Raw genomic sequence first — 26,100 nt, forward strand, 5'->3', positions numbered from 1 at the left:
AAACCATCATCTCAATGGATCACAGGCCAATGATGCACTAACAATCAAATTGAACCAGTCAGATGAGGCTGCTCAACGGGATCACTCAAATTCTTTGCGGAGTTGCACTACCGTTTTTTGGGTTTGCCCAAGTTAGCAACTGATCATTTTGGTGAATCGAACTGTGACAATTATAAGTTTCGGCTTTGCACCCCGTACTGCGCCTTCAGTTGCTGAACCGATCCGCAATACACGTCCAAATCAACCTCTGGGGCAATACCGGACACTCGCTCGTTCGTAGAGTGCTGCCAAAACTCCCATTGCGGAGCATTCGGTGCGGGTCTGGCTGCGTATTCTGCCAGCCAGACCGGGTAGTTCCCGAAACCCGAGGTCAGCTCGGTCTCCCAGGTGTTCAGATTGGCATATACCATCGGAACCGTTCCGAAAGCCCTCTGAACGCTGGTAAGCCATTCCAGCGCGAGGCTTCGATAGGTCGCCCCCTGTGCCGTCGGGACGCCTTCAAGATCGAGTGTAAATGGCAGGTGCAGAAGGCCGGGTTTTCCAACCGGGCCTTTCGAAAGAACAGCCTGCACTGCATCGACAAAATTCGTGACCTGTGGCTTGGCCGGGTGGCTGATGTGAAGCAGGTGGTAGGCGCCGCACAGGATACCCACCTCATTCGCGCCCAGTACATTTGGCTGAAAATACGCATCCTTGATGCTGACGCTTTCGGTCGCCTTTATCAGCGCAAAAGAAACACCCGAGGCTGCGACTTGCGGCCAGTTGATATCCCGCTGATGATCACTAACATCTATCCCTTTTGCCTGCGCCTTATCTGGCGCCGCTTTGGGAATCTGACCCGATGGTTTGCGAAACGACCTTACAATTCTGCCCAGCCTACATGCCATCAGATCGGCCTTTTCTATCTGTCATAACACCGCATCCAACCGACATTTGATCAGCCAATAGACCGAGATGTTGATTGCGCGGGTCTCGGTCTCGCTGGTCAGGGCCGACCCTTTAACGACGTTGCCCGAATTGGATTGGGGTGTGGGGGCGATAACCGGTTCCGGGCCTAACACTCCGTTTGAAACCGTGCTGTCGCTTTGTTCCAGCACATGTTGGTGTTGCTGGAGCGCAGATAGTTGCAGCGACCCTACCCCGGTATATTTCTGGTTCTTTTTGTCGGTTCGGTACCTCTGGTCCTGATCCTTATCGACTTTCCCGCCCGGGTCGACCCCGCGCAGAAAATAGCCCTGGTAATCAGGCAGTCGAAACTCTCCGTCCTTGCCTTTACCAAACAGATATCCGATGGCGGCAAACAATTCCGGATAAGCGGAAATCAACAGAGGTGAGCCGTCGCAAACCTTCCAGCCATAATGTTGCAGATCAGTGGTCCCGCCCGCCAGCTTTTTGGATTGTCCCAGAAGCTCCCCGGAAAAAGCGATCACCGCGCCAACCGGCATCCCCAATACCCGGCCCGGAGACGGACCCCAGCCTTGTTGCGGCTCAAGCGGTCCGCCAGGAGCATTTGGTCGGGGCGGGGTCGGAAAGCCTGGCGGTCTCATTCTGAATCCGCCTGACCTGGCAGATCACTATCCGCACTCAGCATGCACATATGAGTGGGCACCTGAACCGTCCAGGATTGCGCATTGCCTTCATCGTCTTGTGTATGTTCCGATTTTATCCGGGCCACAATCTCGGCGTCTTCGGGCAAGCAAGGGGCAAGATGGTCTGCATCCGGCCAGATCCGACCGGTGCGCAGGAAATACAGGAAACTGCGCGCGTGCTTTCTGTCGACCGGTGCCAGAATGCGCACACGGTCAGCGCGCAGAAAATCCCGGAACCGCAGGTCGGGTACGGTCTCACGCAGGGCAAGATCCGCGGGGTCGCCTGTCAGATCGCTGACTTCGTCCTCGATATCCATGAATGTGGCGATGTCGGACCACCCGACCGTTTGTTGCAGATAGTGCCGGATACGCGGCTTGGCATAATCCGGGGCCACGGCATCTTTCTCGGACCCGCTGAGGGTCAAGATTTGCTCCTGAGCCGCGGACAGGATTTCCGTCGTCACCGCCTTGTTCAGGAACGCAGGGTTCTGAGCCTCAATCGCAGCCACCTGTTGTTCCAGTTTGCGACGGTATCCCTCTAGCTGCCGCGCATACGCTTCCTTGATCAGCCTATAGGTTTCGAATTGCCAATCGGAATAAGTCTGCGCCGACCGTTGGCACGTCACTTCAAGAGTTGCCGCAAAGAAACCGGTCAATTCGGATTGCAGATGCATTGGTGCAGGATCGGGAACCGGCATATCCGGCGGAGAGTTGGGCTCGGACGATTGTGTGGCTGCGGTTTGCTTGAGGCTGCACAGAATGGTGAACCCAAGCGGATGGCCTTCATCCGCCGGAGAGGTTCCGGTTCCGAACCCTTTATCCAGCTGGGCGCTCAGCACCTGCGCGCCCGAGGCTTGGCTGACAGGCAGGCGCAGTGGCTGCGGTGACTTGTCCGCATGGCCGTTTGAACCGGGCGGGGCGGATTTGCCCCCCGCTTGCTGAGGTTGCAGGGCGACCGACCCGACGATGACATGGGTTTCTGCGGGGGTTCCGACACTCATCACCGAGGCTGTTGCTTTGATGGGCTCAAAGCCTCTGGGGATCAGGACGGCGCCTTCGGCCACTGGCGTATGGCTTTGCACCGTTTGGCTGACCACAAGCTTGAATGGCGGGGCCATACGGGTCTCTTCCACGCCAAATTCCTGAAACGCATCGAGATAAAATATCTTGCCATCGTCTGTCTTGCCAGTCTCATCGGTCAAATCCTGAAATCCGCTTATCCCAAACTCGCCTGGAGATTTCGGTGGGCGCAGATCAAGCTGCCAGGACCGGCGAATATGCCGGACAAGATTCTCACCCGGGCTGGGGACCATGATCTCAAAAATCAAAACCTCGCCCAGACTTTTCGTGCGCAAGCGAAAGCTTCTGTTCACCCAACGATAGATGCCGCGGATATCCGTGCCGTTCCGCCGATTGTCAAAGCGCGTCACATCCGAGTATTCGGTTTCTTCAACTTCGGATAACTCGCGCGTATGGCGCATTTCGCGTGACAGGTTTCGCACCGTTTTCTCGACGATGTCGCGGGCAAATTTCAGGTCGTTTTTCGCGAAGCCTCCGGCTGGCTGCTCTTGCACCCACCAATTCCCAGTAACACTCATCTTATTGCCATCTGTCGGCATTCCGTACTGGGTGTCGTAAGAGTTGACATGCGTGGTCGAGACATGGTCGGCCAACGTCTTTTGCACCTGATTGATCAGGTCCGAAACCGAGGTATCCTCGTCCCGCCGGGCAATTTTGGTGGTCACATCGGAATGTGCCTCATGGCTTTCGCGGCGCTGCAATCTCCGGTTTCGCGTCTCGCGCATTTCACCGCGCAGGACATTTTCGATACGCTGCACGTCGCCCAATTCATACCCAAGCGGCTGATACCGGATCGAACGAGCAAGCCCGTATGAATAGGCGCGCACCCAGCCGGGCTTTGTCAATTTCAGAGGGATCTGATGATCTGTATCCTTTGCTGCAACCGGCGCAGGTTTTTTCGGCTCGAATATGGAGCCAGGCAAAACCAGCGTCGCATGCATCCAAGCTTTGATCTGTTGTCCGGTGACCGGATCGGTCATCAAGCTGGCATGCCCTCCTTCGGTTGCAGCCAGCGCACGGGTCAGAACGTGATGGGTAGTCAACACCTGAATCAGAACTGCAAGTTCGTCTTTTTGCCAGCCAGCCAAAAGGTTCAGCGCAACGATGCTTTCCCAGATGCGGGCCAGTTCCTTTTGCGCATCCGGTGCATTTGCCAGAACCTTGAATGCGGCCCATCCGCCCAGACGGGCCTTGATCAGATCTGTGATCTGGGCCAGCGAAAAATCAGGCAGCTCTCGCAGAGCCGGCCACAATTCAGGATATGAACTGAATGGCGGGCCAAGCGATTCAATCGAGGAGATGAACCCTTTGGGTTTGCCCGGTTCGGCCGCAGGCTGAGCCTTGCCGGATTGCCCCGCATCCGATGCCGGATGGGGCGAACTATTCCCACCTGGTGTATTGTCGGTGTTCGAGCTTGGATCCACGTAAGTAACCGCCAAAGCCTCCTGCCCTGACCTGTCCCCGGATTTTGAAACAAGGCTTTGCAGGAACACGCTGTTCGCCAGGATCTTTTGCGGAACCTCCATGAAACCCGCATCCAGCGCGCCCGGCGCTATCGACGGCCAATGTTTCATATAGATGAAGGGGAACAGCTCATCCCAGCGCAGGTTAGCGCCCTGAGTGACCGGGCTCAGCCCGTCAGAATCCGGGTCATCGCTAAATGGATTATCACCATCACCGCCGTGAGTGTGGTTTGGCTGATCTGGGTCATGCCCGTCATGTCCACCGGAACCGTTTTGCCCGGTGCCAGAGTTCCCACCATCATCGGCCCCGCCCCCTGCTCCGGAATCGGGCGATGGAATATGGCTTGGCTTGCCAAATTCAGACATGAAACCCTGAAAGCGCCAGACACGACCGGTCTCGGGTTCTTGCAGAGCCAAAGCCCCAAGGACCTGCTGAGACAACGGCGTACTCAACCCGCTTTGCCAGGTCAGGGTACCGGTCAACCGCTCACCGGTTTCGAACAGCACATTCAGCGGCGTTCTTTCCTTGTACCTCAGAACAGGGCCGCGCACGGCCTTGCCCGGTGTCTTGGTGAAAAAGAACTGGACGGTCACGAATTCCGGGGGATCGGCACCATGCGGATGGGTTTCGAAATTGGCCACCAACTGGTTACGCAGATCCTCGAACGGCGCATCCATCCAAATGAGTTTAGGGTCCTGGCTGGTCATGCCCGTTAAGCGTCTTCCACCGCCAACACGACCTCAAGCTCGCTGATCGCCTGCAGTGAACCCTTGGTCAGCTTGCTGGATTTCAGGCCACTGATTTCCAGACGCTCGATATCCAGTTGCCAGACATCAACACCGGTATGGATATTGTCAAAAGGCGCGTGCGGAAAGAATGCCTCGATCTCGGAGTATTCATACAGGTTGTCCTGAATCACGGCCAACATCGCCGCGCGAGCCTCGGCCAACACCTCAACCATATAGTCGCGAATGCGGTCCAGATCCGCGTCGGACACTTCGGCGAAATAAACTGCGGATCGCGTGCCATCTTCATCGAAACGGGTCACGACTTCGGTCGCCGGGGCGAGCAATATCTCATGCTCGCCCTCGATTGACACAGGCCCCTTGTCTGCCGCTTCTGGGGGAAGGAACTCGATCAGCGCACCGCAACAATCAATCAGAATTTGCTGGCCGGCTTCGGCAATGAAATTATCATCCTCCCAAAGCTCAATCGCGATTTCAGGATCAACCTGAGCGTATGGCAGAGCATAGCGCCCGCCGCCATGCAGTTTCTGACCTTCGGGGAAAATTTGCCCCCCATTTCCGCGCTGGAAAAAGGTCAGGATAGGTCGACGAAACATCAGAAACCGACCAGAGCGGGTATGTACGAGTGCATAAACCTGAAAGGCCATGTGTCTTCTCCTCCGATATGTTAATTCGGGCTGTTGGTGACTTAGTCCAAACCCAATACGCGACGGACGCGGCTCAGCTCGCGGTCATGAACAGTCAGGGCATCCAGAAACAGAGAGACCGCAACCCGGTTATCCGCAGAATAATGCCCGCCCAGAACATGCTCCAGCGCAGCCGGGCAGTGGTCATAGGCATCCGCGATATTGTCGACGCTCAGCGCGCGCATCCCAGTACGCAGAACCTTGTCGCAATAGGCAGCAAAGCTGGCGTTCAGGTCGTTGATCACGATCCGCTCGGCTTTAGGTGAGGTCGACGGCTTGTAGGGCTCGTAAAGTGGCACCCAGCTTTCGGCGCGCCCCAGATGGGTCGAGGTGGGCGGATAGCCATTGGCGGTCATGAACATCGTACAGCCAAAACACGAGGCCAGCTTGGTGGTACAGTCACCAACCGTAATTTCATAAGGCGTGCAATGCGGGCCCAGATGATAGGCCTTGTAGATCGCCTGGATCATACCGTGGGTATAGCCCTTAACGCCTTCGTCCCCGCTTTCATCGACGAAATTCATACCCTGATCAAAGCGCATAATATTGGTGATCTGGTCCGACCGGTTTGTCGCCCCGTGATCGGGTTCCCCTTCCTTCGGAGCATCCTGCGCCAGATCGCCGCCAATGATGCCCCAACCAACGCAGTCATGGTCATGGGTATCGCGACGAACGCGCGGGTTCCACAGGGCAGAATCCTCGGGCGGCAACCACCGAGGGTACCATCCCTCGAAAATATTGTCGTCATGATCGCCCGCATCCAGATCAGGGATATGGAACCGCGCGCTTGGCATCGGACCGACCGGATCGGTGTCGCCTTCGACATTTCCGTTATCGACAAACCCGGTATAGGCCCCCAGCCCGATATACTGATAAGCGGGGTCGCGATCCCTTTGCTTGATCTCATCATATAGCACCTGCCCCTTGTCACTGAGGTGGTGTTCGGGGTGGCGGATATCGCCCTCGGTCGGAGGCTCATGCCCGGCCAAACCATAAACCCCAACGATCACAGCGCCGGTTTTATGATCGACGGCCGTCCCTGCCCTAACAGAATGACCCTGCATGTCGATTTCCAAAGCGGCCAGCTGTCCGATTTTCTGGGCGGCTTGCTGAAGCTGATCCCATTCGCGGGACCATTTGTCGGACCTGGGCATCTCGTCAGAAGGTTCCATTGAAAACTGCACATCGACATTGGCGCGGATCTGTTCGATCGAATGACCTACGATGGCGGCGGCAACGATATAGTCCGCTTCAAGCTTGGGATCAGCACCGCCGTTGGTCAGGATTCCGGATGTACGTCTGTAAGCCATCAATTCACTCCTCCAAAGTTTCGCCCGCTTGGGGCGTCATGAATATTGAATCTCGTAACCAACAAAATTGATCGGATCGGAATTCGGACCCGGCGTGCCGCCATACATGGCGACGCGCATTGCCTGGACCTGGTGCAGATCAAAACTGGCCACACCCGGACCTATTTCCCGGCGGTCGATCCGAAAACCCTGCCGCGTTGTCATATCGGCCGCAAAGTTCAGCCGGTCCGGAGCCCGGAGCACGCATTCTCCCTGCAAAGGCAGGCGGGTTTCGGTCAGGGGAAAGCCGCAGCGCACGACCTGCACCTTGTGCAACCGATGCCCTTTTGGAACCGTGATGGTCAGGTCAATCCCGTCGCCTTTGCGCCGGGGTTCGATCGTTGCCTCGCCACAGACAACTTTGCGATCCACCAGAACATCGGGCGAGATATTGCCCTCGCAGGTGACGAACCTGACCGACAGGGTCAGATCAATCTGAAAGCTTCGGTACCAGCGATACGGGCATTGCAGAACAACCTGCCAGGTTAACGGCCTGATGTGCTGGTCGTGATCCAAACAGTCCCAGAACAGGCCAACCCTGCGCACATTGGGGTTTAATGATCGGTTCTCAAATACGAGTTGGGTTGTCATCGCGCCACCCTGACGAATCTGTGTTATGAACTCGACGGCGGCGGCGACAGCCTCATGATAAAACCAAGCTGTTGAAACCCCGGCTCCAGGCCGGATTTCAGACGCAACCTCAAGAACTTTCCATCCGGCTCGCCACTGATTTTGACGTGGCCGACCACTGTGAAATCTGTTTTTCCCTTATCGCCCTTGGACGTTGACGCTTTGGTATCACTGCTGGACTTGGGTTTGGCCGGTTTGGGAACTTCAACCCAGCCATCACTGACCGCAAGAGCCTGAATTTTGGATGAAACCCCGTCCTTAGAATATGTGTAGTCAGTGAAGGTGACGGTTACGTCCTCAAATTTCCCGGCATCGTCCACCTTGTACTGGACCGAAATCTGAAGCCCGTTATAGGGGGGCTTGTTGCGCCCGGTCTTATGGAAATCGCCAGATTGCCAAACCTGTTTGATGGGCTTCAAACTGTCTTTCTTGTCCGCGTCATCCTTGGGTTTCGAATCCGGCTTTTTGGGATTCGCGGGCTTTACCGGCGTCGGGGTATCAGCGGCAGCCTTCTGATCGCTGTCTTCGTCGCCCTCAGACCGTTTGCGTTTTAGGGCGATTGTTGTGTCGGCAGTTTTGGTCATGACACACCTCCTCTTTCCATAGCTCCGTCAAGCGGTGTGCATCCTGCGGCTAGTAATCCGCCGCAGGGCGCGTTTACGCATTGATGTTTGCCAGCTGGAAATCAAAGGGGGTAGAGTTTTTGCCAGGCCCGCCGCCCGACATCACGATATCAGCGCTTTGGATGCCGAACAGATTGATCTCGGTGTTGATCTGACTGATGATCGCCGAGTCCATGACCTGGCCCTCTTCGATCTGCGACACCACGCCGATATAGATGGTCGGGTGGAACTGAAAGACGCCCTTCTGCCCCGGCGCAAGGTTGGTCTTGGCGGCCAGAAGTTTGCCTTCGCGATAGATATTCGCGTTGATCGATCCCATGGTCAGGTTGTTGCGCAGCTCGACCTCATTCGGCGACGTTGCCGGGGTCTTGGCCAGGCGCAAGATATCCCCGCTGGTGTCTTTGACCATTTCGTAGGCCTGACCGTCATAGGCCGTCATCTGCGGCGTATAGTTCCCATAGCTGTCCGAGGCCGAAACCTGAAACTTCAGCGGGTATTTGAAGGGGTGATAATCCAGACGCCCCAGGTTTTTGATGACTTTCCACGCGATAGCGAGTTCGCCGAAATCTTCGGCCACGTTTTGCTGGAAAATAACGATCGATGAATTATTGGCATCATCCGAGTGATTGACCAATCTGAGTTGAATATTTTCGGTAACCAATTTCAGATTCCTTCCATTAGCGGTTCTTGTCGAGAACGACGAAATCGTGAATCAATGCTAGCTGAGAACTCTGTAATTCGATCTTTGCAGGAATCATCATTTCCTTTGATCTTTGCACTGTTAGACCCCTGCCTGCGGTAACCGGTGCACACTTTGGCCAGCCTCGCACGCGCAGGAGCATGCTCATCCAGGACGTGTTTTGGGTGATGCTTAGTTCATCGAATTGCGATAGCGCCGATACTCTGACGGCGAGACGTCGAATTCCCGTTTGAACGCGGTCGAAAAGTTATTCGCATCCTCGTAGCCAACCTTGAAGGCGATGTCCTGAATGCTGTGCTGCCCCTCAAGAACCAGGGCCGCTGCATAGTTCAACCTGTAGCGCCGAAACCAAGCCATGGGGCCAACGCCGAACTCTTCCTTGAACCGCTTGGACAAGGTGTTCCGGTTTGACCCGACCACTTGCGCCAAGGCGTCAATGCCGCCTGTAAATTCGGGCTCGGTAGAAAGGAAATTACAAGCAGCATTGACCAACGTATCTTTTGAAAAGTACTCGGCAGAGACATTCTGTTTCATCAATGCTCGCGCCGCACTGAATCTGTGCTGGATTTCGCTGGTGACAAATGGATAGGCAATATAGTCGCTGTATCCTTGCGAATATACTTCGGCACGCGCCGTCGACAAACCCAGGTTGATCAGTGCAAAACTGTGCTGGCGCTTATGCGACCCGGCAGGTTTTGGGGCATTGGCCGGCACAAAACGCTTCAGGCACTGACGTACAACGATTGCTCTTTCATGGTGAGAAATGCCTGTGCTTTCTGCATCGTTCGACACGCGGTATCCCATAGACCTTTCAACTATGCTGCGAAATTCGGACAAAAGGCGCGGTGTAAACTCCAAGCAGATCACTCGGTCACGATCATAAGGACTATGCATAAAATTCCCCATCCAAAAAACTTCTGAAAATTTTGTAGGGCGCCACGCAGAGTGCGACCTCTGCTGATCTGAAAAATCAACTTGAGTCGCTGAGCCGCCACCACAACTTTCGATTGAGTACAAAAGGTCTGGGAACTTCTGTTAACTTATTCACATATTGCATTATTAGACCAATCCAATACGGCATTAACCATAAATGAGTGGCAAATTGCAAAGGGTTCTCCTTGCCAGCCAGACCAAGCTATGCCTTCTTCTGCCAACGCAATGGGAGACATGGCAGATGAGCGAAGCGGTCAAGCTGACACTGGATGAGATACGAAACCTAAGCCTGACCATTCTGTCCGGATCCGGATACGGGCCGGACCATGCAGCGGCCATCGCGGATATGCTGGTCACCTGTCAAATTGATGATTGCCAGTCGCACGGCCTGTTCCGACTGTTCATGTGCAATGACACCATGAAGGCAGGCAAGATTGACGGAAATGTCGCGCCAGCCATTACCCAATCGGATAACGCCATCGTTCGGGTCGATGCTCGCGGAGGTATGTCCCTGCTGGCATTTCATGAGGCACTTCCAATTCTGATCGAGAAAACCCGAACCCTTGGTATTGCAGCCATGGCCATCAATCGCTGTTTTCATTTCTCTGCGCTCTGGCCCGAAGTGGAGCGGCTATCTGCTGCCGGCCTTGCGGCGATGGCGATGGTACCAAGCCATTCCTGGGTTGCCCCAGCCGGCGGCACCCGCGGTTCGTTGGGCACCAACCCGCTGGCATTCAGCTGGCCGCGACAGGGCAAGGATCCCTTCACCTTTGACTTCGCAACAAGCGCCTTTGCCCGTGGCGAAATCGAACTCTATCGCCGCGCAGGCAAGCCCCTACCCGATGGCGTAGCAATCGATAAGGACGGCAACCCAACCAACGACCCGCAGGCTGCGATGGAGGGTGCGATGTTAACCTTCGGCAGCTACAAGGGTTCGGCCCTGTCCATCATGATCGAACTCTTGGCCGGTCCGCTGATCGACGACCTGACCAGCCTGGAAAGCATGGAGTTTGCCGGCAACTCAGGCGGCGCCCCCTATCATGGTGAAATCCTTCTGGCCTTCGATCCGGGGCATTTCAGCGGTGGCCGCATAGACCCGAACGATGCAAGGGCAGAACGCCTGTTCGCTGACATCACCGATCAGGGCGCGCGCCTGCCATCACAACGCCGGTTTGCCGCCCGGGCCCGTAACACGGAACGCGGATATGTAGAGATTGCCAAAACCCTCTATGACGATCTGCAAGAGTTGGCCCAACAGATTTAGCCCCCTTCCCCTCAGCAAAGCAGCTGGCTAAGAAGTCTCTCCGAACGACTGTCAGGAGGCCCTATTGGACCGCATCGCCCGCACCATCGCCACCGAGATCAACGCCCGACCCGATCAGGTAGGGGCCGCAGTAAAATTGTTGGACGAAGGCGCGACTGTGCCCTTTGTTGCGCGTTACCGCAAAGAAGCGACAGGCGGTTTGGACGATACCCAACTGCGCACCCTGTCAGATCGCCTGACCTATCTGCGCGAATTGGACGCCCGGCGCGCAACCATCCTGAATTCGATCAAGGATCAAGGCAAGCTGACAGACGATCTTGCAAAATCCATTGCGCTGGCTGACACTAAAGCACAGCTGGAAGACATCTACCTGCCCTACAAACCCAAGCGGCGCACCAAGGCAATGATCGCACGCGAGAACGGGTTGGAACCTCTGGCTAACGCAATTCTTGCAGACCGGTCTGTCGATCCCGATACCCTTGCCCAATCCTACCTGTCCGAGGCTGTTCCGACCAGCAAGGATGCCCTGAACGGTGCCCGCGACATTGTCACCGAACGACTAACCGAGAACGCTACCCTGTTAGGCGAACTGCGCAGCTTCATGCAGCGCGAGGCGCTGCTGACATCGAAGGTGATTGATGGCAAACAACAGGATGGCGCGAAATTCAGTGACTATTTCGACCACTCCGAGCTGTGGGCCAAAACGCCGTCTCATCGGGCTTTGGCGATGCTTCGCGCGTCAAAAGAGGGCATCGTGACATTGGACATCGCGCCGGACCCCGAGACCGGCGCGGCTCGGGCGGAAGCGATCGTCGCATCACATCTGCTAACCCGCACGGATTCAACTGCCGATACTTGGTTACGCAAGGTGGCCGGTTGGACCTGGAGGGTAAAGCTCTCGCTGACGATGATGGTTGACCTGATGGCCGACCTCCGCAGCCGTGCCCAGGACGAGGCGATTTCTGTTTTCTCTCGCAATCTCAAAGACTTACTTTTCTCTGCGCCAGCTGGCGCCCGCCCAACCTTGGGGCTGGACCCTGGAATACGAACAGGTGTCAAAGCAGCGGTTGTCGATGCTACTGGCAAAGTGGTTGCAACTGAAACAATTTACCCGTTCCAACCCAAGAATGACCTTCGAGGCGCACAGGCCACAATCCTGCGCCTGATCGCCCAGCACGGCATTGAGCTTGTTGCAATCGGCAACGGAACAGCCAGCCGCGAAACCGAAAAGCTGGTCGGCGACACGCTCAGAGATTTGCCCAAAACCGTCACTCCTCCCACCAAAGTCGTGGTCTCGGAAGCCGGAGCGTCAGTCTATTCCGCATCCGAACTGGCCGCCCGAGAGTTCCCGGATCTGGACGTTTCCCTTCGCGGAGCGGTTTCAATCGCCCGTCGTTTACAGGACCCCTTGGCGGAACTGGTCAAGATCGAACCCAAATCCATCGGGGTCGGGCAATATCAGCACGATGTGGATCAATATAAGCTTTCGCAATCATTGGCATCTGTCATTGAAGACGTTGTGAACGCTGTCGGGGTTGATCTGAATACTGCTTCTGCCCCATTGCTGTCGCATGTGTCCGGGTTGGGCCCGGGACTGGCAGAATCCATCGTGTTGCACCGCGACATGAATGGTGCCTTTCAATCTCGTTCAGAGTTGCTGAAGGTGGCGCGCCTAGGTCCCCGCGCGTTCGAACAATGCGCAGGCTTTTTGAGAATACGCGATGGGGCCGAGCCCCTTGATGCGTCTTCCGTGCACCCCGAGGCTTATTCCGTGGCCCGACGCGTTGTCGCCGCATGTGGGCTGGATATTCGGCAAATCCTGGGGGATGAAGGTGCCCTGAAAGGCCTGCGCGCCGAACAGTTTGTTAACGACAGTTTTGGCCTGCCCACGGTTCAGGACATATTCTCCGAGCTTGAAAAACCCGGTCGTGATCCCCGGCCACATTTCAAAACTGCCTCGTTCACTGATGGCGTGGAAGAGATCAGCGATTTGAAACCTGGAATGACCCTGGAGGGCACAGTTACCAATGTCGCGGCATTCGGCGCTTTTGTTGATATCGGTGTTCATCAGGACGGGTTGGTGCATATCAGCCAACTAGCAGATCGGTTTGTCAAAGATCCCCATGATGTCGTCAAAACCGGCCAGGTAGTTAAGGTACGGGTCGTCGAGGTGGATGCGCCGCGAAAACGCATCGGTCTGACGATGCGCAAGGATGGTGGCATTGAAACCCGGCAAAAGCGCGTTCAAGGCAGCGACCAATCGCGGCAAAGCCATACAAAACAAAAAGAATCACAACGCGCAAAAAACGGCAATAATGCGCAGCAGGGGGCACTTGCAGATGCACTGAAATCTGCGTTCAAAAAACAATAATCTGCTAATAGGGTGTGCACCCCCCTGCCCTTACCGCGATCAGTCGAAAGCGTCTGGCTCTAGCTCTTGCCAGAATTCGAAGATTGCGGTTGCGTTCAGCCCCGAGCGCCACGCATGCGCTCGGAAATGCTCGCGGTCCAGGTCGTTGTCTAGACCGGCAAGAAACAGTCTTTTATCTGCGTCCCTCTGTGTCGGGTTTCGCCGCGAAACCAGCTCTTCTACGATCGAGAGTTTCCGCGCCCGCTCCTCCCGCTCGGCTACCCGTTCGGCATAGGCTTTGTCTTCAACCGCCACTTGGGCCTGCCTCGCCTGCGCTTCTTCCAGTGCTTCGGGGCTGGGCTTCGCTGGCTGTTCCGGTTCAGGTGGCTGATAGTCATCGCGCAATGCAGCCGACAGATAGCCCAATGTGGATTTCACTCCGCCCTTTTGCCTTACGTAATCAAGTTTCTGCGCGACGTAGTCTTCACCATGTTCGGAAATCCACTGTCGGGCCAAACGATCCGAGACCCCTTGATCACGTAGCTTCGTGTACACCTGCATATTCCGAGCACCGTCACTGTCATCAATTTCGAACATCGCCTTTTGCGGGTTTCCCTTAATCCGAAAGCGAATATCGGTGACCGTCCGGCCTTTCTTTTGGAACTCGGGTTCGATCAGAATGTCCGAGCTTTTGTTCACCTCGGCAACCGCCGGTTTGATGATCTTGGCGTTGAGATGTTTGAAGCTGGTATAATAGTCGCTGCCATCTACCCCCATGAGCTTTCGAAAAACGTCCAAGGCCCACCAACCTGTCGACCCGATGCGCACAAAGCGATAGCAGTTTTCATACAGTGCCAATCCGTGCCCAGAACTAAAGTTGCGCTGAATCTGAACGTTGATCAGCGCATAGATTTTGGGATCATACAGCTTCTGCGCCAGCGCCGGTGAGTAGGCATATTCACAAACACCATTCTTGAGCTTGGCAAAACTCAGCAGAGAGGAAACACCCCATTCCTGACGCCCCTGCTCATCCAACATGTCCCATTCAGCGACAGTCTCGGCCAGGGCGCGCAGGCTTGCACGCAAGGTATCAAAATCGTTCGAGTTATAGCCGACCATCATCGCCAGAGTTCGTGCATCGATGGTATGGGTCTGTGCAGATGTCAGCGCATCATAGGCATTGAGAAGCAGGACATTCGACAGCTTTCGCTGAAGCAATGTCAACTTACCGCTGATGTGAATCGCGGCGACGTTCTTTTTCACCGTTTCCCTTCGCAAGGCTCCGGATAGGTGATCCATGTCTATTTGTGTTTCCGGCATGATTCTGCCTGACTGCTCTTTTTTGCATTTCTGCCATGAAAGGTACCTATCAATCAACTTCTATTAGGTGCCCAAATACAGGATCAGGCTCATCCCGAAAACGGGTACCCTAAACAGATATACCTAAACTTATCCCCAGACCTTTCATCGCGAGCCCGTCATAAGAACGACTCAGACAGGATCGAACGTACTGGAAACGGCTTTGTAAGTGTCTAATAGCGTCGAAGATCCACGTCCCTGCGAATCGGTGCCCTTGTTCCTGTCGAATGGTTCCTTTGGTCCCGTATCTGGGCACCTTTGATCCCGGAATCGGATACCCCAGGAACTGTAAATGGGTCCCTAATATGATCTAACTTGTTGTTATAATTATCATATTCTTAATCTAAATCTCTTAAAGACTCTATAAATAATAAACTCTTTGTTGGCGTGCTCTCTCATTTTTCTAGAGTTTCGTGGCGAAACCCAGCCTTGCGCGCAAAAACTGTGGAAAACTTCCGATAGCAGGATAGCTTTAGAAGATAATGTTCGCTACATTCCTAAATATACGCCGCTAAGGCGAACATCTTCTGAGGCAACGACAGTGAACAAATCAAACCAACCTCCGCTACCGCCATATCTGAATCTTGATCCCGCAATAGCGGCCGGGAAGTTACCTGATCCTATAGGCACCTCTCGATTCGCGAAAGCAGCGGCATTCTGCGCCAAAGGCCGTGAGGATCTTGCCCGCCGAGGTTATGCCCCTGATGGGGAAAAGCGGCTACGTAGGTTTTCAATCTGGGAAATAACTAAGTATCTAATTCCGGTTGCACCTGCGCATCTCCGCCGTGTCCTCAAAGCAAATCCTGATCTTCCTCAAGGCGAAGGAGAAGCTGGTTCAAAATGGTTCACTTTGGAAGAGGTCCTGACCTTGCGCCAGCATTTTGCGGCTGAAGGCGTCAGCACGAAGGAGTATCTTCCCTACCGGCCTGAAGGGCTTCCGGCAAAGGTTGTTTCCGTTGCAAATTTCAAAGGCGGTGTTGGAAAAACCTCGACCGCCGCCCATCTGGCCATGTCCGCCGCCTTGGACGGGTACAAAGTTCTGGTAATCGACCTCGACAGCCAAGGATCCATGACGTCGATCCTTGGCGGGTCCGTCGCAGATGAATGGCAAACTGTGTTCCCCTTGATCGCAAAGGACTATGCTCGGGCGGTGCAGGAGGAAAACCGCGTGCGCAATGCGGCAGGTCAACCTGAAATTCCTTTGGATGAGACCTTGCAAGAGGCGCTTACAACGACTCCTGGCGATGTAATTCAGAACACCCATTGGCCAAATATTGATCTGATAGGTGCGCAGTTGAACCTTTACTGGGCCGAGTTCCAGATCCCAGTGTGGAGGATGGGGCTGAGAAGTTGGCCTTTGTGGGACGGCCTGACCAATTTCCTCGAGGATGAAGGTATCCTCAACGATTATGACATCGTCTTTCTCGATACGCCTCCTGCACTTGGGTACCTTACGATCAATGCACTGGCTGCTGCAGATATCCTTTTGGTTCCGCTTGGAGCTTCGTTTCTGGAGTTTGATTCAACGGGTCGGTTCTTTGACATGCTCTATACGACCTTCGCCAGTATCGAGGATGGTGAAAACACGGCACAACGCGCAGCTGGCTTGCCTGAGCTCAAGTTCGAATGGGATGTTGTACGCGCAATCATCACCCGGTTTGATGCCAGTCAGCAAACAGACATGGCGAACGTAATTCAGGCCTATTTCGGGGATTTCATGAATGCCTACCGGCAGGACTATACTGCTTTGGTCGGGCAGGCTGGTGAGCAGGTGAATGGGATCTACGAAGCCGACTACCGTGATTTTAACCGCGACACATATGTTCGGGGTCGGGAAACATTTGACCGGACTTACGCAGAATTCAAAGAGGTTCTGATCGGTTGCTGGTGGCGCGACGCTCAGATGGGAGGAGAAGCAGATGGCTAAACGCAGAAGACTGACCGCACCGGATACAACAGAGCTCGAACAGCTTGAAGCGGGTTTCGCCGCGAAACCGTCGATCAGCCCGTTTGAAGCAAGCTCGTCAGCACCTCCAATAGCTCAGGTTGCGGCGGAGGCCGCCACTTTGGGCGGCATGGCGTCCGTGACAGACAGGGTCGCTTTGGCCCAGGACCAAGGTGATGCAGCTCGATGGCGCGATGCACAGACCGCCGGTTTGATTGCGGAAAAAATACCGCTGGATCAGATTGATCCTGATTTTATCCGCCGTGACCGGATGGTTGAAGACGAAGAAGCCATGGCGGAACTGTTGGAATCGTTGCGCGTTCACGGCTTGAGAACGCCAATCGAGGTGAGCCGGGTCGGTGACAGTTTTGGCCTGATCTCGGGCTATCGGCGCCTGGAAGCCTTCAAGCGGCTGTCCCAAAGTGATGCTCGGTTCACCGAGATTCCTGCATTTGTCCGTGAGGCTGGAACAGGGCAGGGCGCTTACGTCTCGATGGTGGAAGAGAATGAGCTGCGCTCGAACCTCAGCCCTTATGAACGCGGGCGCGTCGCGGTTCTGGCGGCAGGGCAGGGGGTTTTTGCTTCAACCGAGGCCGCTGTCGATGTGCTTTTTGCCGCAGCGTCCAAAGCCAAACGGTCCAAGGTCCGTAGCTTTGCTATGGTGCATGAAGCGTTGGGGGATTTGCTGCAGCATCCTGTGTCGTTGTCAGAAAAGGCCGGACTCAAGCTTGCTTCGGCATTGCGGGACGGGGCACAAACCAGATTGCGTCAGGCATTGGCTGGCGCCGGCCCGTTGGATTCCAAATCCGAATGGGGTCTGCTTGAAGCTGCGATCAAGGGCGTGCCGGACGTGGAAAAAGCTAAATCGCGCGGCGGGCGCCCGCAGCAGGTGCAACGATTGACACCGGTTGTCCTTCCCACAGGCGGCACAATTCAGGCCGAGGTGACATCTGGGGAACTCCGCCTCAGGATACGCGGGCGGGAAATTTCAGTTGATGAGGCTCAAAAACTGATCGACCAGATTGGCAACCATCTGGGCTAGCCCTTTGACGAGACCGGGATAGATCGATCTCGTCGCCAAACAAATCAAAGAGCTGACTGGATTGGTTCGCAGAGGCGAGTTCTACTACTGTCATGGTAATGATCAAAATGTGGAATAAATGATCATTGTGAATTCAAGATCCTTTGGAGGTGCTCGCTAGGGATGTGTCGCAAACGGTTCTGTCGCAAACTTTTTGGATGGCTAAGCATCTTTGAAATTGGTGGGCAGATTAGCGTGCCAGCTCGGCGAACTGCTGAAACGGGCGGAGTCCGGGCGTGAATTGATCTTTGCGGATCATGTTGACCAATTCTATGCCTGCCAGGATAGATGCGGCTGATGCGAAGGATTTGAAACCGAGCATGGGCCTGATCCGTCGTTTGATGAATCTATGGTCTTGTTCGATGATATTATTGAGGTACTTCCGCCTAACCATCTCAATCGGTATTGGGCAGCCAAAGCCTTTCAGCATCTTGTTTATGGCTTTGATGCCGGCAGTGTTGGCCCCGCTTTTGTCGATAACAATCTTATGCGGCAGACCGTTGACTTCGAGCGCGCGGGCAAAAAACTTCGTTGCCGCAACTTTGTTTCTGCGCTTGGAAAGCATGAAATCAAGCGTATTGCCGAACTTGTCGATCGCGCGATAGAGATACACCCACTCACCCTTCACTTTCACATACGTCTCATCCATGCGCCAAGAACGATCCACAGCATGCTTTCGATATCGCGCGGCTTCAGCCACGAGCCCGGCATATTTGCCCACCCATCGGTTCAGCGTCGCATGATCCAAGTCGACGCCCCGTTCGGCCATGATTTCTTCCAGGTCTCGATAGGAAACACCGTAACGCAGGTAAAAGAAGACCGCGTGTAGGATCACGTCCTTTGGGAAATGCGCGCCTTTGAATGAGATCGTCACCGTTTGCTCATGTCTTATCCGAGCGCGCACTATCAGAACCGCAGTCGGAATGACAGTTGGGAGCAAAGTTTGCGACAGAACCCTTGAGGTGAACGGATTGCCACGCAAGATCGTCATCGACTAAAGTGGTGCCAATACAGCTGGCATCAAAGCGATCAACAAGATGCTCAAGAGCTTTGGTTGTCCGATCCCATTCGATATGGTCAGGCGGAAATACCTCAACAACATCATTGAACAGGATCACCGATTTATCAAACGAAGGATCAGACCCATGCTGGGATTCAAATCCTTCGCTTCAGCCGCATCTGTCCTGGCAGGCATAGAACTGGTCAACATGATCCGCAAAGGTCAATTCACGCCCGGACTCCGTCCGTTTCAGCAGTTCATCCAACTGGCGGGATAAACTGCTCGCCAAATCCACTGATGCTTTGCCATCTAAAAAGTTTGCGACAGAACCTCGATCAGTGTCAAACCGGACGGGCAGATTGCAGGCAACGTGCTGTTTACGCCGTTCGTCTTCCAGGACCATCCGGACACAAAATGCTACCTGCTCGCACCTTGCGGCGTGTCGCCGGTGTATCAAGGCCATGGAGTCGGCAAGGAGCTGATGGAAACCAGTATCGAACACCTGAAGTCCATTGGAACGGATGCTGTGTTCGTGCTGGGCGTCCCCGACTTCTACCCCCGGTATGGTTTTGCCCCAACTGACAAACAGACGCCTTATCCTGATCTGTTGACGGCGCATGAAGCATGGATGGCCCTTGAGCTGACAGCCGGAACGGTCGAGTGCTTGAACGGCACGACGATGGCGATCCCTCAGTTCGTGCAAGCGCATTGGTGGGACACCTCAGGGCGCGAGTGACGCAAATACCGAGAACCAGACATTGGGCATTGATTGTTTAATGTCTGGTTTGTCCCGTATAGCAGACATCGGCGCTCCTCATTGTGAACTCTCGAATGTCTGCCGAGAGCCCATAGCGTGAATACGATTTTCATGCTGCGCGTGCTCACAGCGCCAATTTCACTCCGTCGTCTTTGTGTCCCATGCTGGGCATCCGGCATTTGACTTGGACACCTGCCTAAAAACGACTCAGCGGATCACGTGGACAGAACAATTGGCGTGGTGAACGACCCGGTTCGCAGTCGACCCAATAAAAATGTTCTCGATCCCCGGCTTGTGTGAGGCCAGCACGATGCAATCGATGCCATTTTCATTTGCGAAATCAACGATCGCTCGGCCAGCGCTCCCCGAGATAAGCCGCGGTTTCGCCCCCGGTAGCTCTGCAGCGTTCCGATGTAAGCCCTCCTGAAGCTCTTTTCGCGTGTTTGCCAGAACTTCCTCAGGTATCTGGGATGCCACATATGCAGGGATCGGCTCCTGCACATGGAGCACTGTGAATTCCGCATCGGCACTCGCCAGCAAACGAGCAGCTTCAAATGAGGCCTGTGTATCGTGATCGTTGTCCAGCGCGACTGGAATCAGAATGTTCTTATACATGTTAGTCACCTTCGATTGCTCCAGCTACGATCATTCCGGCCTCCGCGGTGATACGGCACTCTAAACCGGTTCGGATTTCGAAGACTTACCCGCTTTCTTTGCTGTGCTTGCAACATCATCTATTGTTTTTTCCACAGCTTCGGCTTCGGTTTCCGCTGCAAATGCTGCACATCGGGCAACTGTTTCGAACCATTCCTGAGCGTCAGCCACGAGGCGTTCGGCTGAATGCTTCTGCCACTCTGCTATGGATTGCAGTGCTTTCGCCGGATCAGTCGGGTCTGCAGCAGACGCCGAGCGCGCAGCTTCTAGCGCGGTTCGAACAGCCTCGTGGCGCCTCTCAAACCAATGTTGAGCAAAGGCCTCTGCCTCTTTCAGTGATTTCTCCTGCGTGTCCCAGAATTGCTCAAGCTGAGCGCCTAAAAACGGATTGGCCGTAGTAGTCGGCTGCATCTGCTTGAAAACATCAACAAGTGGGTTGGAGTAACTTGATTTTGGCTTCTCTTCAGGCATCGGAGATTCCTCCTCATCTTCCCAATGTTGAATGTTACCAAATCCCGTAGAAAATAACCTTAATGTAGATCAACCGGCGTCAACAAACGTGGGCAGTGGTCCTCTACAATCTAATGGCAGCATTTGTACCAACCTACTCGATTTGTATGGACTCAAGATAATAAATCACATTTGCCAACGGCACACCTGCGAACATTGGCTGGCCGTCAGGCATGGTCAGCGCAACTTTTTGGTCCGAATCCAAAGCTGGTCCAAAAATGGGCATTTCTCCGCCATGCGCGAGCAATGGTGCGCGACCATCAATTTGACGCGCCACCTCCTCAATCGGAAAAACACCGTCGTTTTGGGCCGCAAGCCTGGTCAGATCAGGCGTCCTTATTGCCAGCATCTCCGCCATTGGACCATCTCCAGTGGCCTCGAAACCATGGCATTGCCAGCAATAGGTTCTGTAGAGATTGTGCCCGTTTTGAAGGTCAATATCCTGCGCCAGTGCAGCACTTGCAGCAAATATTGACAAAAGAAGTCCGCGATAAACTGGCATTTGTTCCTCCTCGAACGTCAGCATTTCGCGTTTAGACTACGCGGTATTGAGCGAACGCTTCATTGATCTCGCTCATATTCAGCCTTTGAGTACCAGCTGGGAAAAACTGCGACGAAAGTAAGTACACTGCAGTCGGTTCCGCTTGGCTGGTCGGTTCTTGGCGACCAATGACATAGATCAATTCAAAAAGGTACATTACATAGTAAAGCATGAATGTTTCAGCGGGATTGCCGTTCATCGCCTGCATCCAAATCAAACATGGTGATAAGCGGAATTGCAAAAGCGTGGAAATTCCACCGCAGGGGCTCGGAATGAATGGTGGCGAGCCCCTCGTTAGTGACTGGTGTACTCAACCGCGCTGTAGCTCGGTACACAGGCGTTTGTTCATTGAGGAGTGAAGCCAATGCATACGGCCGATCCACCGACACCTAAACTCCGACGCGCGCTTACTGCCCCGTTGCTTACGCTTTACGGACTAGGTGTCACCGTTGGTGCGGGAATCTATGTGCTTGTCGGTGCCACCGCCGAGGTCGCTGGTCCTTACGCCGCTGTTTCGTTTCTCATTGCAGCGCTCGTCGTTTCGCTGACGGCTTTGTCGTACGCCGAACTCGCAACCCGTTATCCCGTAAGCGCGGGAGAAGCGGCATACGTCGAAGCTGGGTTTCAAAGAAACTGGATTGCCGTGTTGGTGGGTCTCGCCGTCGCTGCTTCGGGAGTGATATCGGCTTCGGCCGTTGCGATTGGAGCGGCCTCCTATCTTCACACCCTGACCAACCTTGGCACCACGTTGCTTACGATCGGCATCGTGTCGGTTATGGGACTGATTGCACTCTGGGGCATCGCGCAATCAGTATTTGTGGCGGCAGTGATCACGATCATCGAGATTTCGGGGCTTCTGTTTGTGATTGGCTGGGGCATGTCCGTGCAGGATCCGCAAGGCTATGCGTTCAGCGAGACGTTTCCAGGTTTTGAGATCAACGCTTGGCGGGGCATTTTTGCGGCGTCGCTTCTGGCTTTCTTTGCCTTTGTTGGATTCGAGGACATGGCAAACGTCGCCGAAGAAGTAAAAGACCCAGTTCGCACAATTCCTAAGGCAATTCTGCTGACGCTCGTTCTGGCGACGGGTCTGTATCTGGCGACCTCAATTACGGTCCTGCTTGTTGTTCCTATCGACACCTTGTCGACGTCGACTGCCCCGCTTGCTTTGGTTTTTTCAAATGCACCCGAAGTAATCAAACAGGGGTTTGCCGCAGTCGCAGTCGTTGCAACAGTCAATGGCGTCCTGATCCAGATGATAATGGCGTCGCGGGTAATCTACGGTCTTGCCGACCGGGATCATCTGCCGAAAATACTGGCGAGTGTCCCGCAGGTAACCCAGACACCAGTCGTCGCAACCCTGCTGGTTGTGGCGCTAATCCTTCTACTGACCCAAACACTGCCGATCGGCACCCTAGCAGAACGCACATCTCAGATCGTCTTGGGGGTGTTTGTGCTAGTCAATTTCTCGCTGATCTTTTTGAAGTTGAAACCGGATTCAACCCGACAACATTTCCACGTACCTCTTGTCGTGCCAATCCTTGGTGTGCTGACCAGCACCCTGCTTTTTGGCGCCGGGTTTCTTTGAGAGAAAATCCGACGGCGTTAGGTTGCCAGAACGGGATCCGAATGACGTATGAACACTGATCGACCTACACTTGGAAGGCGGCTCTCTGACTGGTGGCACCGGACATTCGTTGATCTGGTCGCGCAATTACAATGGTCCTACATGCCACCGTTAATGGTGTACTTCGCGGCCGGAGTTTCGGGACTGACATCCGTCGTTGGCGCGTTTTTCCTCAAGGACTATCTGAATCTATCTGCTGCTTTCGTGGCGGGCTTGGCATTTTGGGCCGGATTGCCCTGGATTTTGAAAATGCCGCTTGGGCATCTGGTGGATCTGTTCTGGCGTTGGAAATCGCTGCTGATATTGGTTGGCGCGTCTCTTATCACGGCCTCGTTGCTTATCATGTATGGACTTGTGACCGCGCCTGCCCAGATGGCCGGGGTCATGCTGCTTGAGCATTGGTATGTCGTTGCCTTGATCCTGGCACCTTCTGGTTATGCCATTCAGGACGTCGTGGCAGATGCCATGACGGTCGAAGCGGTACCACAAACCAACCAAGATGGGTTCGCGTTTACGCATGAAGAAGTTCGTGCCCGCCACACTACCATGCAGACCCTGGGCAGGATTGCGATCATATCCGGGTTTGCGGGAGTCGCAGCGGTTAACATTTGGATTTTTTCGGGCGCGGAGGATCTGGATAAAAGCGATCGTTTGGTTCTCTACGGTCAGGTCTATCTCGTCGCTCTGGTTGTCCCCTTACTGTCGATCAGCGGAGTGGTTCTTCATGCTCTGATACAGCGTCGCCTCGTTAGTCTTGGGCACCTTCCACACAAACCGGATCAAGCCACCGAAGTAAGGTGGCCAATACTGCTGGGAGGTCTCGCGTTTGTTGTACTCAGCGTTGTGTTGGGAACCGCAAATTTCGCCTTTGCGCAAGAGACTGTTTTTGCGGTTTCGCTCACGGTCATTCTCTATCTCATGTCACGGCTGCTAAGGGAACTGGAGTCGAAACAGGCCAAGGTTCTGATCGGGACGGCGACAATCATTTTCGTTTTTCGCGCGGTCCCGTTGCCTGGTCCGGGATTGACCTGGTTCGAAATCGACGAGCTTGGGTTCGACGAACAGTTTCTGGCAATTCTGGCGCTCCTGACCTCACTACTAGCGCTGCTTGGCCTGATCATCCTCAGACCGTTTATGGCCAGTCGTTCCATCGCGCAGGTGGTGGTACTGCTCACCATTGCCGCCGGAGTGCTGGCCCTGCCTAACCTTGCTTTGTACTACGGAGTGCATGAATGGACGGCCGCGCACACAGGCGGGGTTGTGGATGCAAGATTCATCGCCATACTCGACACAGCCGTCGAGTCACCGCTGGGTCAGATCGCGATGGTCCCGATGCTGGCCTGGATCGCACGTAACGCCCCGACACATCTCAAGGCGACCTTTTTTGCTGTCATGGCGTCTTTCACCAACATGGCATTGTCGGCAAGCAGCTTGGGCACAAAATACCTAAACCAGGTATTTGTCGTGACTCGTGTCGTGACCGAACCCAGAACGGGTACAGTTGCATCCATCGCTGACTATAGCCACTTGGGGAATTTGCTGATTACCGTGGGCCTGATCTCTGTCATAGTCCCACTGATTATGGTTTTTCTTGTGCAAAATTCACCATATCGGACAGGCGAATGAATACGCGGATCAATCGCTTTCATTGAGAAGTGTCTTGAGGTGCGACACCGGAACGCCAATATTCGAACCACCAAACTCGGGTAAGATCGCGGCGTTGATCGCAACCACCTTACCGTTTCGGTTCAACGCAGGTCCCCCGCTTCCTCCAGTTGTGGTCTCTGCATCATAAACAAGGGCGCCGGGACTGGTCTGGGCTACGATTCCCCGGCTGGCCAGGGGTCGGATTTTATTTTGTTCCGAAAGATGGGTCGCAATTGTCCAGAAATCCACGGCGCCTTTATTCTCTAGCGTTTTCAGAAAGCCCGGACCGGCCTGCGCGATAAGAGCCTTCAGGCCGGTTGGATATCCAAGCAGGAAAACTTCCTCTCCCGCTCGCGGTGGCTCATCTGCAAGTAACAGCCCAAGACCCCGAACGCGTGTGGCGTCGATAGAGAGAAGCGCCAGATCTGCGGTTTCGCTTGCTTTATGCAAGACAGCCTTAATTGGCACAGTTTGATCAGGCAAATAGACCAGCAAACTCAGCATCTCGGCCTCCAGCGCTGCGGCCTGAAGGGCTTGTGCACGGTCGCCAGTCGTCCAGGGCAAGGCAACATGACGGTTGGTCACCAACAGAGGCGGGTCCTGTAGAAGAAACCCGGTTCCAGTAAACTGAAACTCAGCAGGTTCGCCCATCGCATCTGGTTCGAGCCACGGTTGTCCAAATGGCGTTTGCAGATTCTTTCCATCGGGGCCAACCACATGCCGCAGCAATTTCCCGCTTTTGATCTGCCGCAATCCATAGGCGCCCTGGACGAACGCGACGGAACGCGTAGAGGCTGTGATAATCCGCGTTGATGCGCCTGCGCGTTCCTCCAGCGTGCCAAGACGCTGCTCAGTGGACAGCACCTGACTCTCGAATGCGTCTTTGAGTGCACCCAAATCCTCTGGCGTCAATGAGTCTTCCCGGGTCTGTGCCAGCATAACGGCAACTGCTTCGATCTTTCGGGATTCTCGTTCCAGGCTGTCCGCCAGCTTCCTGTCGTTCTGAAACAGTAAATACCCAAATACGGCGATCAGAAGGATTGCGCCAATAACGGTGATCCTGAAGAGAATTGTGGTTTGTGATGTTAGCCGACGCCCACTGTCGCGCAGTGCACCGGAAATTTTCCTTGGAAAGGGTCGACGGCTTGTTCTCGCATATGCGTACGCGTCGCTTAGGATATCCTCGACCGTGCGATGTGCAGGGAATGAGTGTTCGCATACCCTGTAGCGGGACATCGGGCCTTTTTCGCCGAATTCGATCATGTCACCGTGCCTGAGGTCAGCCGAAGCGACCTTGTGACCGTTGACCCAGATATTCCGATCAGACAACGCGTTTAACGTGTAACCGTCATCTGACCACTGAAGAGTCGCAATGTCTTCGTCATAAGCTGGCACATCTTCTTTCGGTCTCAGCCTCAAGGTACGGTCCGGACCGACCGAGGCCGACACAGCGTTGTCGGCAAGCCAGACTACGGTCCCGCGGGACGGGCCGGTCAAGCTCTCCAGGAATGCACGGACATTACCTGTATCAACTCCTGTGTCGCCTTGGTCCGGTGTCCGCATGGCCC

At 54.6% G+C, this 26,100-nt stretch carries 23 protein-coding genes and 1 pseudogene; 8 read left to right on the top strand and 16 right to left on the bottom strand.

Going from position 1 to position 26,100, the window contains the following annotated elements:
- Positions 1–170 precede the first annotated feature (170 nt).
- From AC2FHW_RS18990 to AC2FHW_RS19030, 9 genes are all read right to left on the bottom strand, one after another.
- Entirely contained in the window at positions 171–887 is a 717-nt protein-coding gene (locus tag AC2FHW_RS18990; RefSeq protein WP_496814639.1) for a glycoside hydrolase family 25 protein, read from the bottom strand.
- Positions 888–908: 21 nt separating this feature from the next.
- Complete coding sequence (locus tag AC2FHW_RS18995) at positions 909–1,547, bottom strand: tail fiber protein (protein WP_496702479.1); 639 nt, start codon at positions 1,545–1,547, stop codon at positions 909–911.
- Positions 1,544–4,840, bottom strand: coding sequence for a hypothetical protein (locus AC2FHW_RS19000; RefSeq protein ID WP_496822457.1), 3,297 nt, complete (start codon positions 4,838–4,840; stop codon positions 1,544–1,546). The genes AC2FHW_RS18995 and AC2FHW_RS19000 overlap by 4 nt, the downstream gene beginning before the upstream one ends.
- A 5-nt stretch (positions 4,841–4,845) precedes the next feature.
- The gene (locus tag AC2FHW_RS19005; RefSeq protein ID WP_496822458.1) at positions 4,846–5,526 is read right to left on the bottom strand and encodes a hypothetical protein; all 681 of its coding nucleotides are present in this window, start codon (positions 5,524–5,526) and stop codon (positions 4,846–4,848) included.
- Positions 5,527–5,567: 41 nt separating this feature from the next.
- Positions 5,568–6,875, bottom strand: coding sequence for a hypothetical protein (locus AC2FHW_RS19010; protein WP_271952476.1), 1,308 nt, complete (start codon positions 6,873–6,875; stop codon positions 5,568–5,570).
- A gap of 36 nt (positions 6,876–6,911) precedes the next feature.
- Complete coding sequence (locus AC2FHW_RS19015) at positions 6,912–7,505, bottom strand: hypothetical protein (RefSeq protein WP_271952478.1); 594 nt, start codon at positions 7,503–7,505, stop codon at positions 6,912–6,914.
- Between the two features lie 23 nt (positions 7,506–7,528).
- Positions 7,529–8,128 (bottom strand): hypothetical protein, encoded by a 600-nt coding sequence (locus tag AC2FHW_RS19020; RefSeq protein ID WP_271952480.1) that lies wholly within the window; start codon positions 8,126–8,128, stop codon positions 7,529–7,531.
- A gap of 73 nt (positions 8,129–8,201) precedes the next feature.
- Entirely contained in the window at positions 8,202–8,828 is a 627-nt protein-coding gene (locus tag AC2FHW_RS19025) for a hypothetical protein (RefSeq protein WP_142640307.1), read from the bottom strand.
- A gap of 210 nt (positions 8,829–9,038) precedes the next feature.
- Positions 9,039–9,671, bottom strand: coding sequence for a helix-turn-helix transcriptional regulator (locus AC2FHW_RS19030; protein WP_271952483.1), 633 nt, complete (start codon positions 9,669–9,671; stop codon positions 9,039–9,041).
- Between the two features lie 370 nt (positions 9,672–10,041).
- Between AC2FHW_RS19030 and AC2FHW_RS19035 the strand changes: the two genes are divergently transcribed.
- The gene (locus tag AC2FHW_RS19035; protein WP_271952485.1) at positions 10,042–11,064 is read left to right on the top strand and encodes an Ldh family oxidoreductase; all 1,023 of its coding nucleotides are present in this window, start codon (positions 10,042–10,044) and stop codon (positions 11,062–11,064) included.
- Positions 11,065–11,128: 64 nt separating this feature from the next.
- Positions 11,129–13,435 carry a Tex family protein gene (locus AC2FHW_RS19040; protein ID WP_496729689.1) on the top strand — a complete coding sequence of 769 codons (2,307 nt, stop codon included), beginning with the start codon at positions 11,129–11,131 and terminating at the stop codon, positions 13,433–13,435.
- Positions 13,436–13,474: 39 nt separating this feature from the next.
- Here the strand turns inward: AC2FHW_RS19040 and AC2FHW_RS19045 are convergent, their stop codons facing one another.
- The gene (locus AC2FHW_RS19045; RefSeq protein ID WP_496691398.1) at positions 13,475–14,734 is read right to left on the bottom strand and encodes a replication initiation protein; all 1,260 of its coding nucleotides are present in this window, start codon (positions 14,732–14,734) and stop codon (positions 13,475–13,477) included.
- A 580-nt stretch (positions 14,735–15,314) separates the two neighbouring features.
- On the opposite strand from AC2FHW_RS19045, the gene AC2FHW_RS19050 reads away from it, so the two are divergent.
- Positions 15,315–16,700, top strand: a complete 1,386-nt coding sequence (locus AC2FHW_RS19050; protein ID WP_496729687.1) for an AAA family ATPase — start codon at positions 15,315–15,317, stop codon at positions 16,698–16,700.
- Entirely contained in the window at positions 16,693–17,760 is a 1,068-nt protein-coding gene (locus AC2FHW_RS19055) for a ParB/RepB/Spo0J family partition protein (protein WP_496679692.1), read from the top strand. Before AC2FHW_RS19050 ends, AC2FHW_RS19055 begins: the two co-directional genes overlap by 8 nt.
- Positions 17,761–17,989: 229 nt before the next feature.
- On the opposite strand, the gene AC2FHW_RS19060 is transcribed toward AC2FHW_RS19055, so the two are convergent.
- Positions 17,990–18,673, bottom strand: a complete 684-nt coding sequence (locus AC2FHW_RS19060; protein WP_271952492.1) for an IS6 family transposase — start codon at positions 18,671–18,673, stop codon at positions 17,990–17,992.
- A gap of 76 nt (positions 18,674–18,749) precedes the next feature.
- Here AC2FHW_RS19060 and AC2FHW_RS19065 point away from each other — a divergent pair.
- Together AC2FHW_RS19065 and AC2FHW_RS19070 are read left to right on the top strand one after the other, a co-directional pair.
- A pseudogene (locus AC2FHW_RS19065) lies at positions 18,750–19,076 on the top strand (DDE-type integrase/transposase/recombinase); the annotation flags it as partial.
- Between the two features lie 57 nt (positions 19,077–19,133).
- Positions 19,134–19,535: a GNAT family N-acetyltransferase gene (locus tag AC2FHW_RS19070; RefSeq protein ID WP_271952528.1), complete on the top strand. Its 402-nt coding sequence runs from the start codon at positions 19,134–19,136 to the stop codon at positions 19,533–19,535.
- 228 nt (positions 19,536–19,763) lie between these two features.
- Here AC2FHW_RS19070 and AC2FHW_RS19075 read toward each other — a convergent pair whose 3' ends face one another.
- The 4 genes from AC2FHW_RS19075 to AC2FHW_RS19090 form a co-directional block, all read right to left on the bottom strand.
- The gene (locus tag AC2FHW_RS19075) at positions 19,764–20,171 is read right to left on the bottom strand and encodes a universal stress protein (protein ID WP_271952494.1); all 408 of its coding nucleotides are present in this window, start codon (positions 20,169–20,171) and stop codon (positions 19,764–19,766) included.
- A gap of 60 nt (positions 20,172–20,231) precedes the next feature.
- A complete protein-coding gene (locus AC2FHW_RS19080) occupies positions 20,232–20,681 on the bottom strand; it encodes a phasin family protein (RefSeq protein WP_271952496.1) in 450 nt (149 codons plus the stop codon).
- 133 nt (positions 20,682–20,814) lie between these two features.
- On the bottom strand, positions 20,815–21,222 hold the full coding sequence (locus tag AC2FHW_RS19085) for a c-type cytochrome (protein WP_142636019.1): 408 nt from the start codon (positions 21,220–21,222) through the stop codon (positions 20,815–20,817).
- A gap of 31 nt (positions 21,223–21,253) precedes the next feature.
- Positions 21,254–21,469 carry a hypothetical protein gene (locus AC2FHW_RS19090; RefSeq protein ID WP_142636020.1) on the bottom strand — a complete coding sequence of 72 codons (216 nt, stop codon included), beginning with the start codon at positions 21,467–21,469 and terminating at the stop codon, positions 21,254–21,256.
- 156 nt (positions 21,470–21,625) lie between these two features.
- Between AC2FHW_RS19090 and AC2FHW_RS19095 the strand changes: the two genes are divergently transcribed.
- Positions 21,626–22,846: an APC family permease gene (locus AC2FHW_RS19095; protein ID WP_142636022.1), complete on the top strand. Its 1,221-nt coding sequence runs from the start codon at positions 21,626–21,628 to the stop codon at positions 22,844–22,846.
- A gap of 48 nt (positions 22,847–22,894) precedes the next feature.
- A complete protein-coding gene (locus tag AC2FHW_RS19100) occupies positions 22,895–24,511 on the top strand; it encodes an MFS transporter (protein WP_271952501.1) in 1,617 nt (538 codons plus the stop codon).
- A gap of 9 nt (positions 24,512–24,520) precedes the next feature.
- Here the strand turns inward: AC2FHW_RS19100 and AC2FHW_RS19105 are convergent, their stop codons facing one another.
- Entirely contained in the window at positions 24,521–26,095 is a 1,575-nt protein-coding gene (locus tag AC2FHW_RS19105) for a trypsin-like peptidase domain-containing protein (protein ID WP_496822461.1), read from the bottom strand.
- Between the last annotated feature and the right edge of the window lie 5 nt (positions 26,096–26,100).

This window comes from Ruegeria sp. YTSA108 (assembly GCF_059610185.1).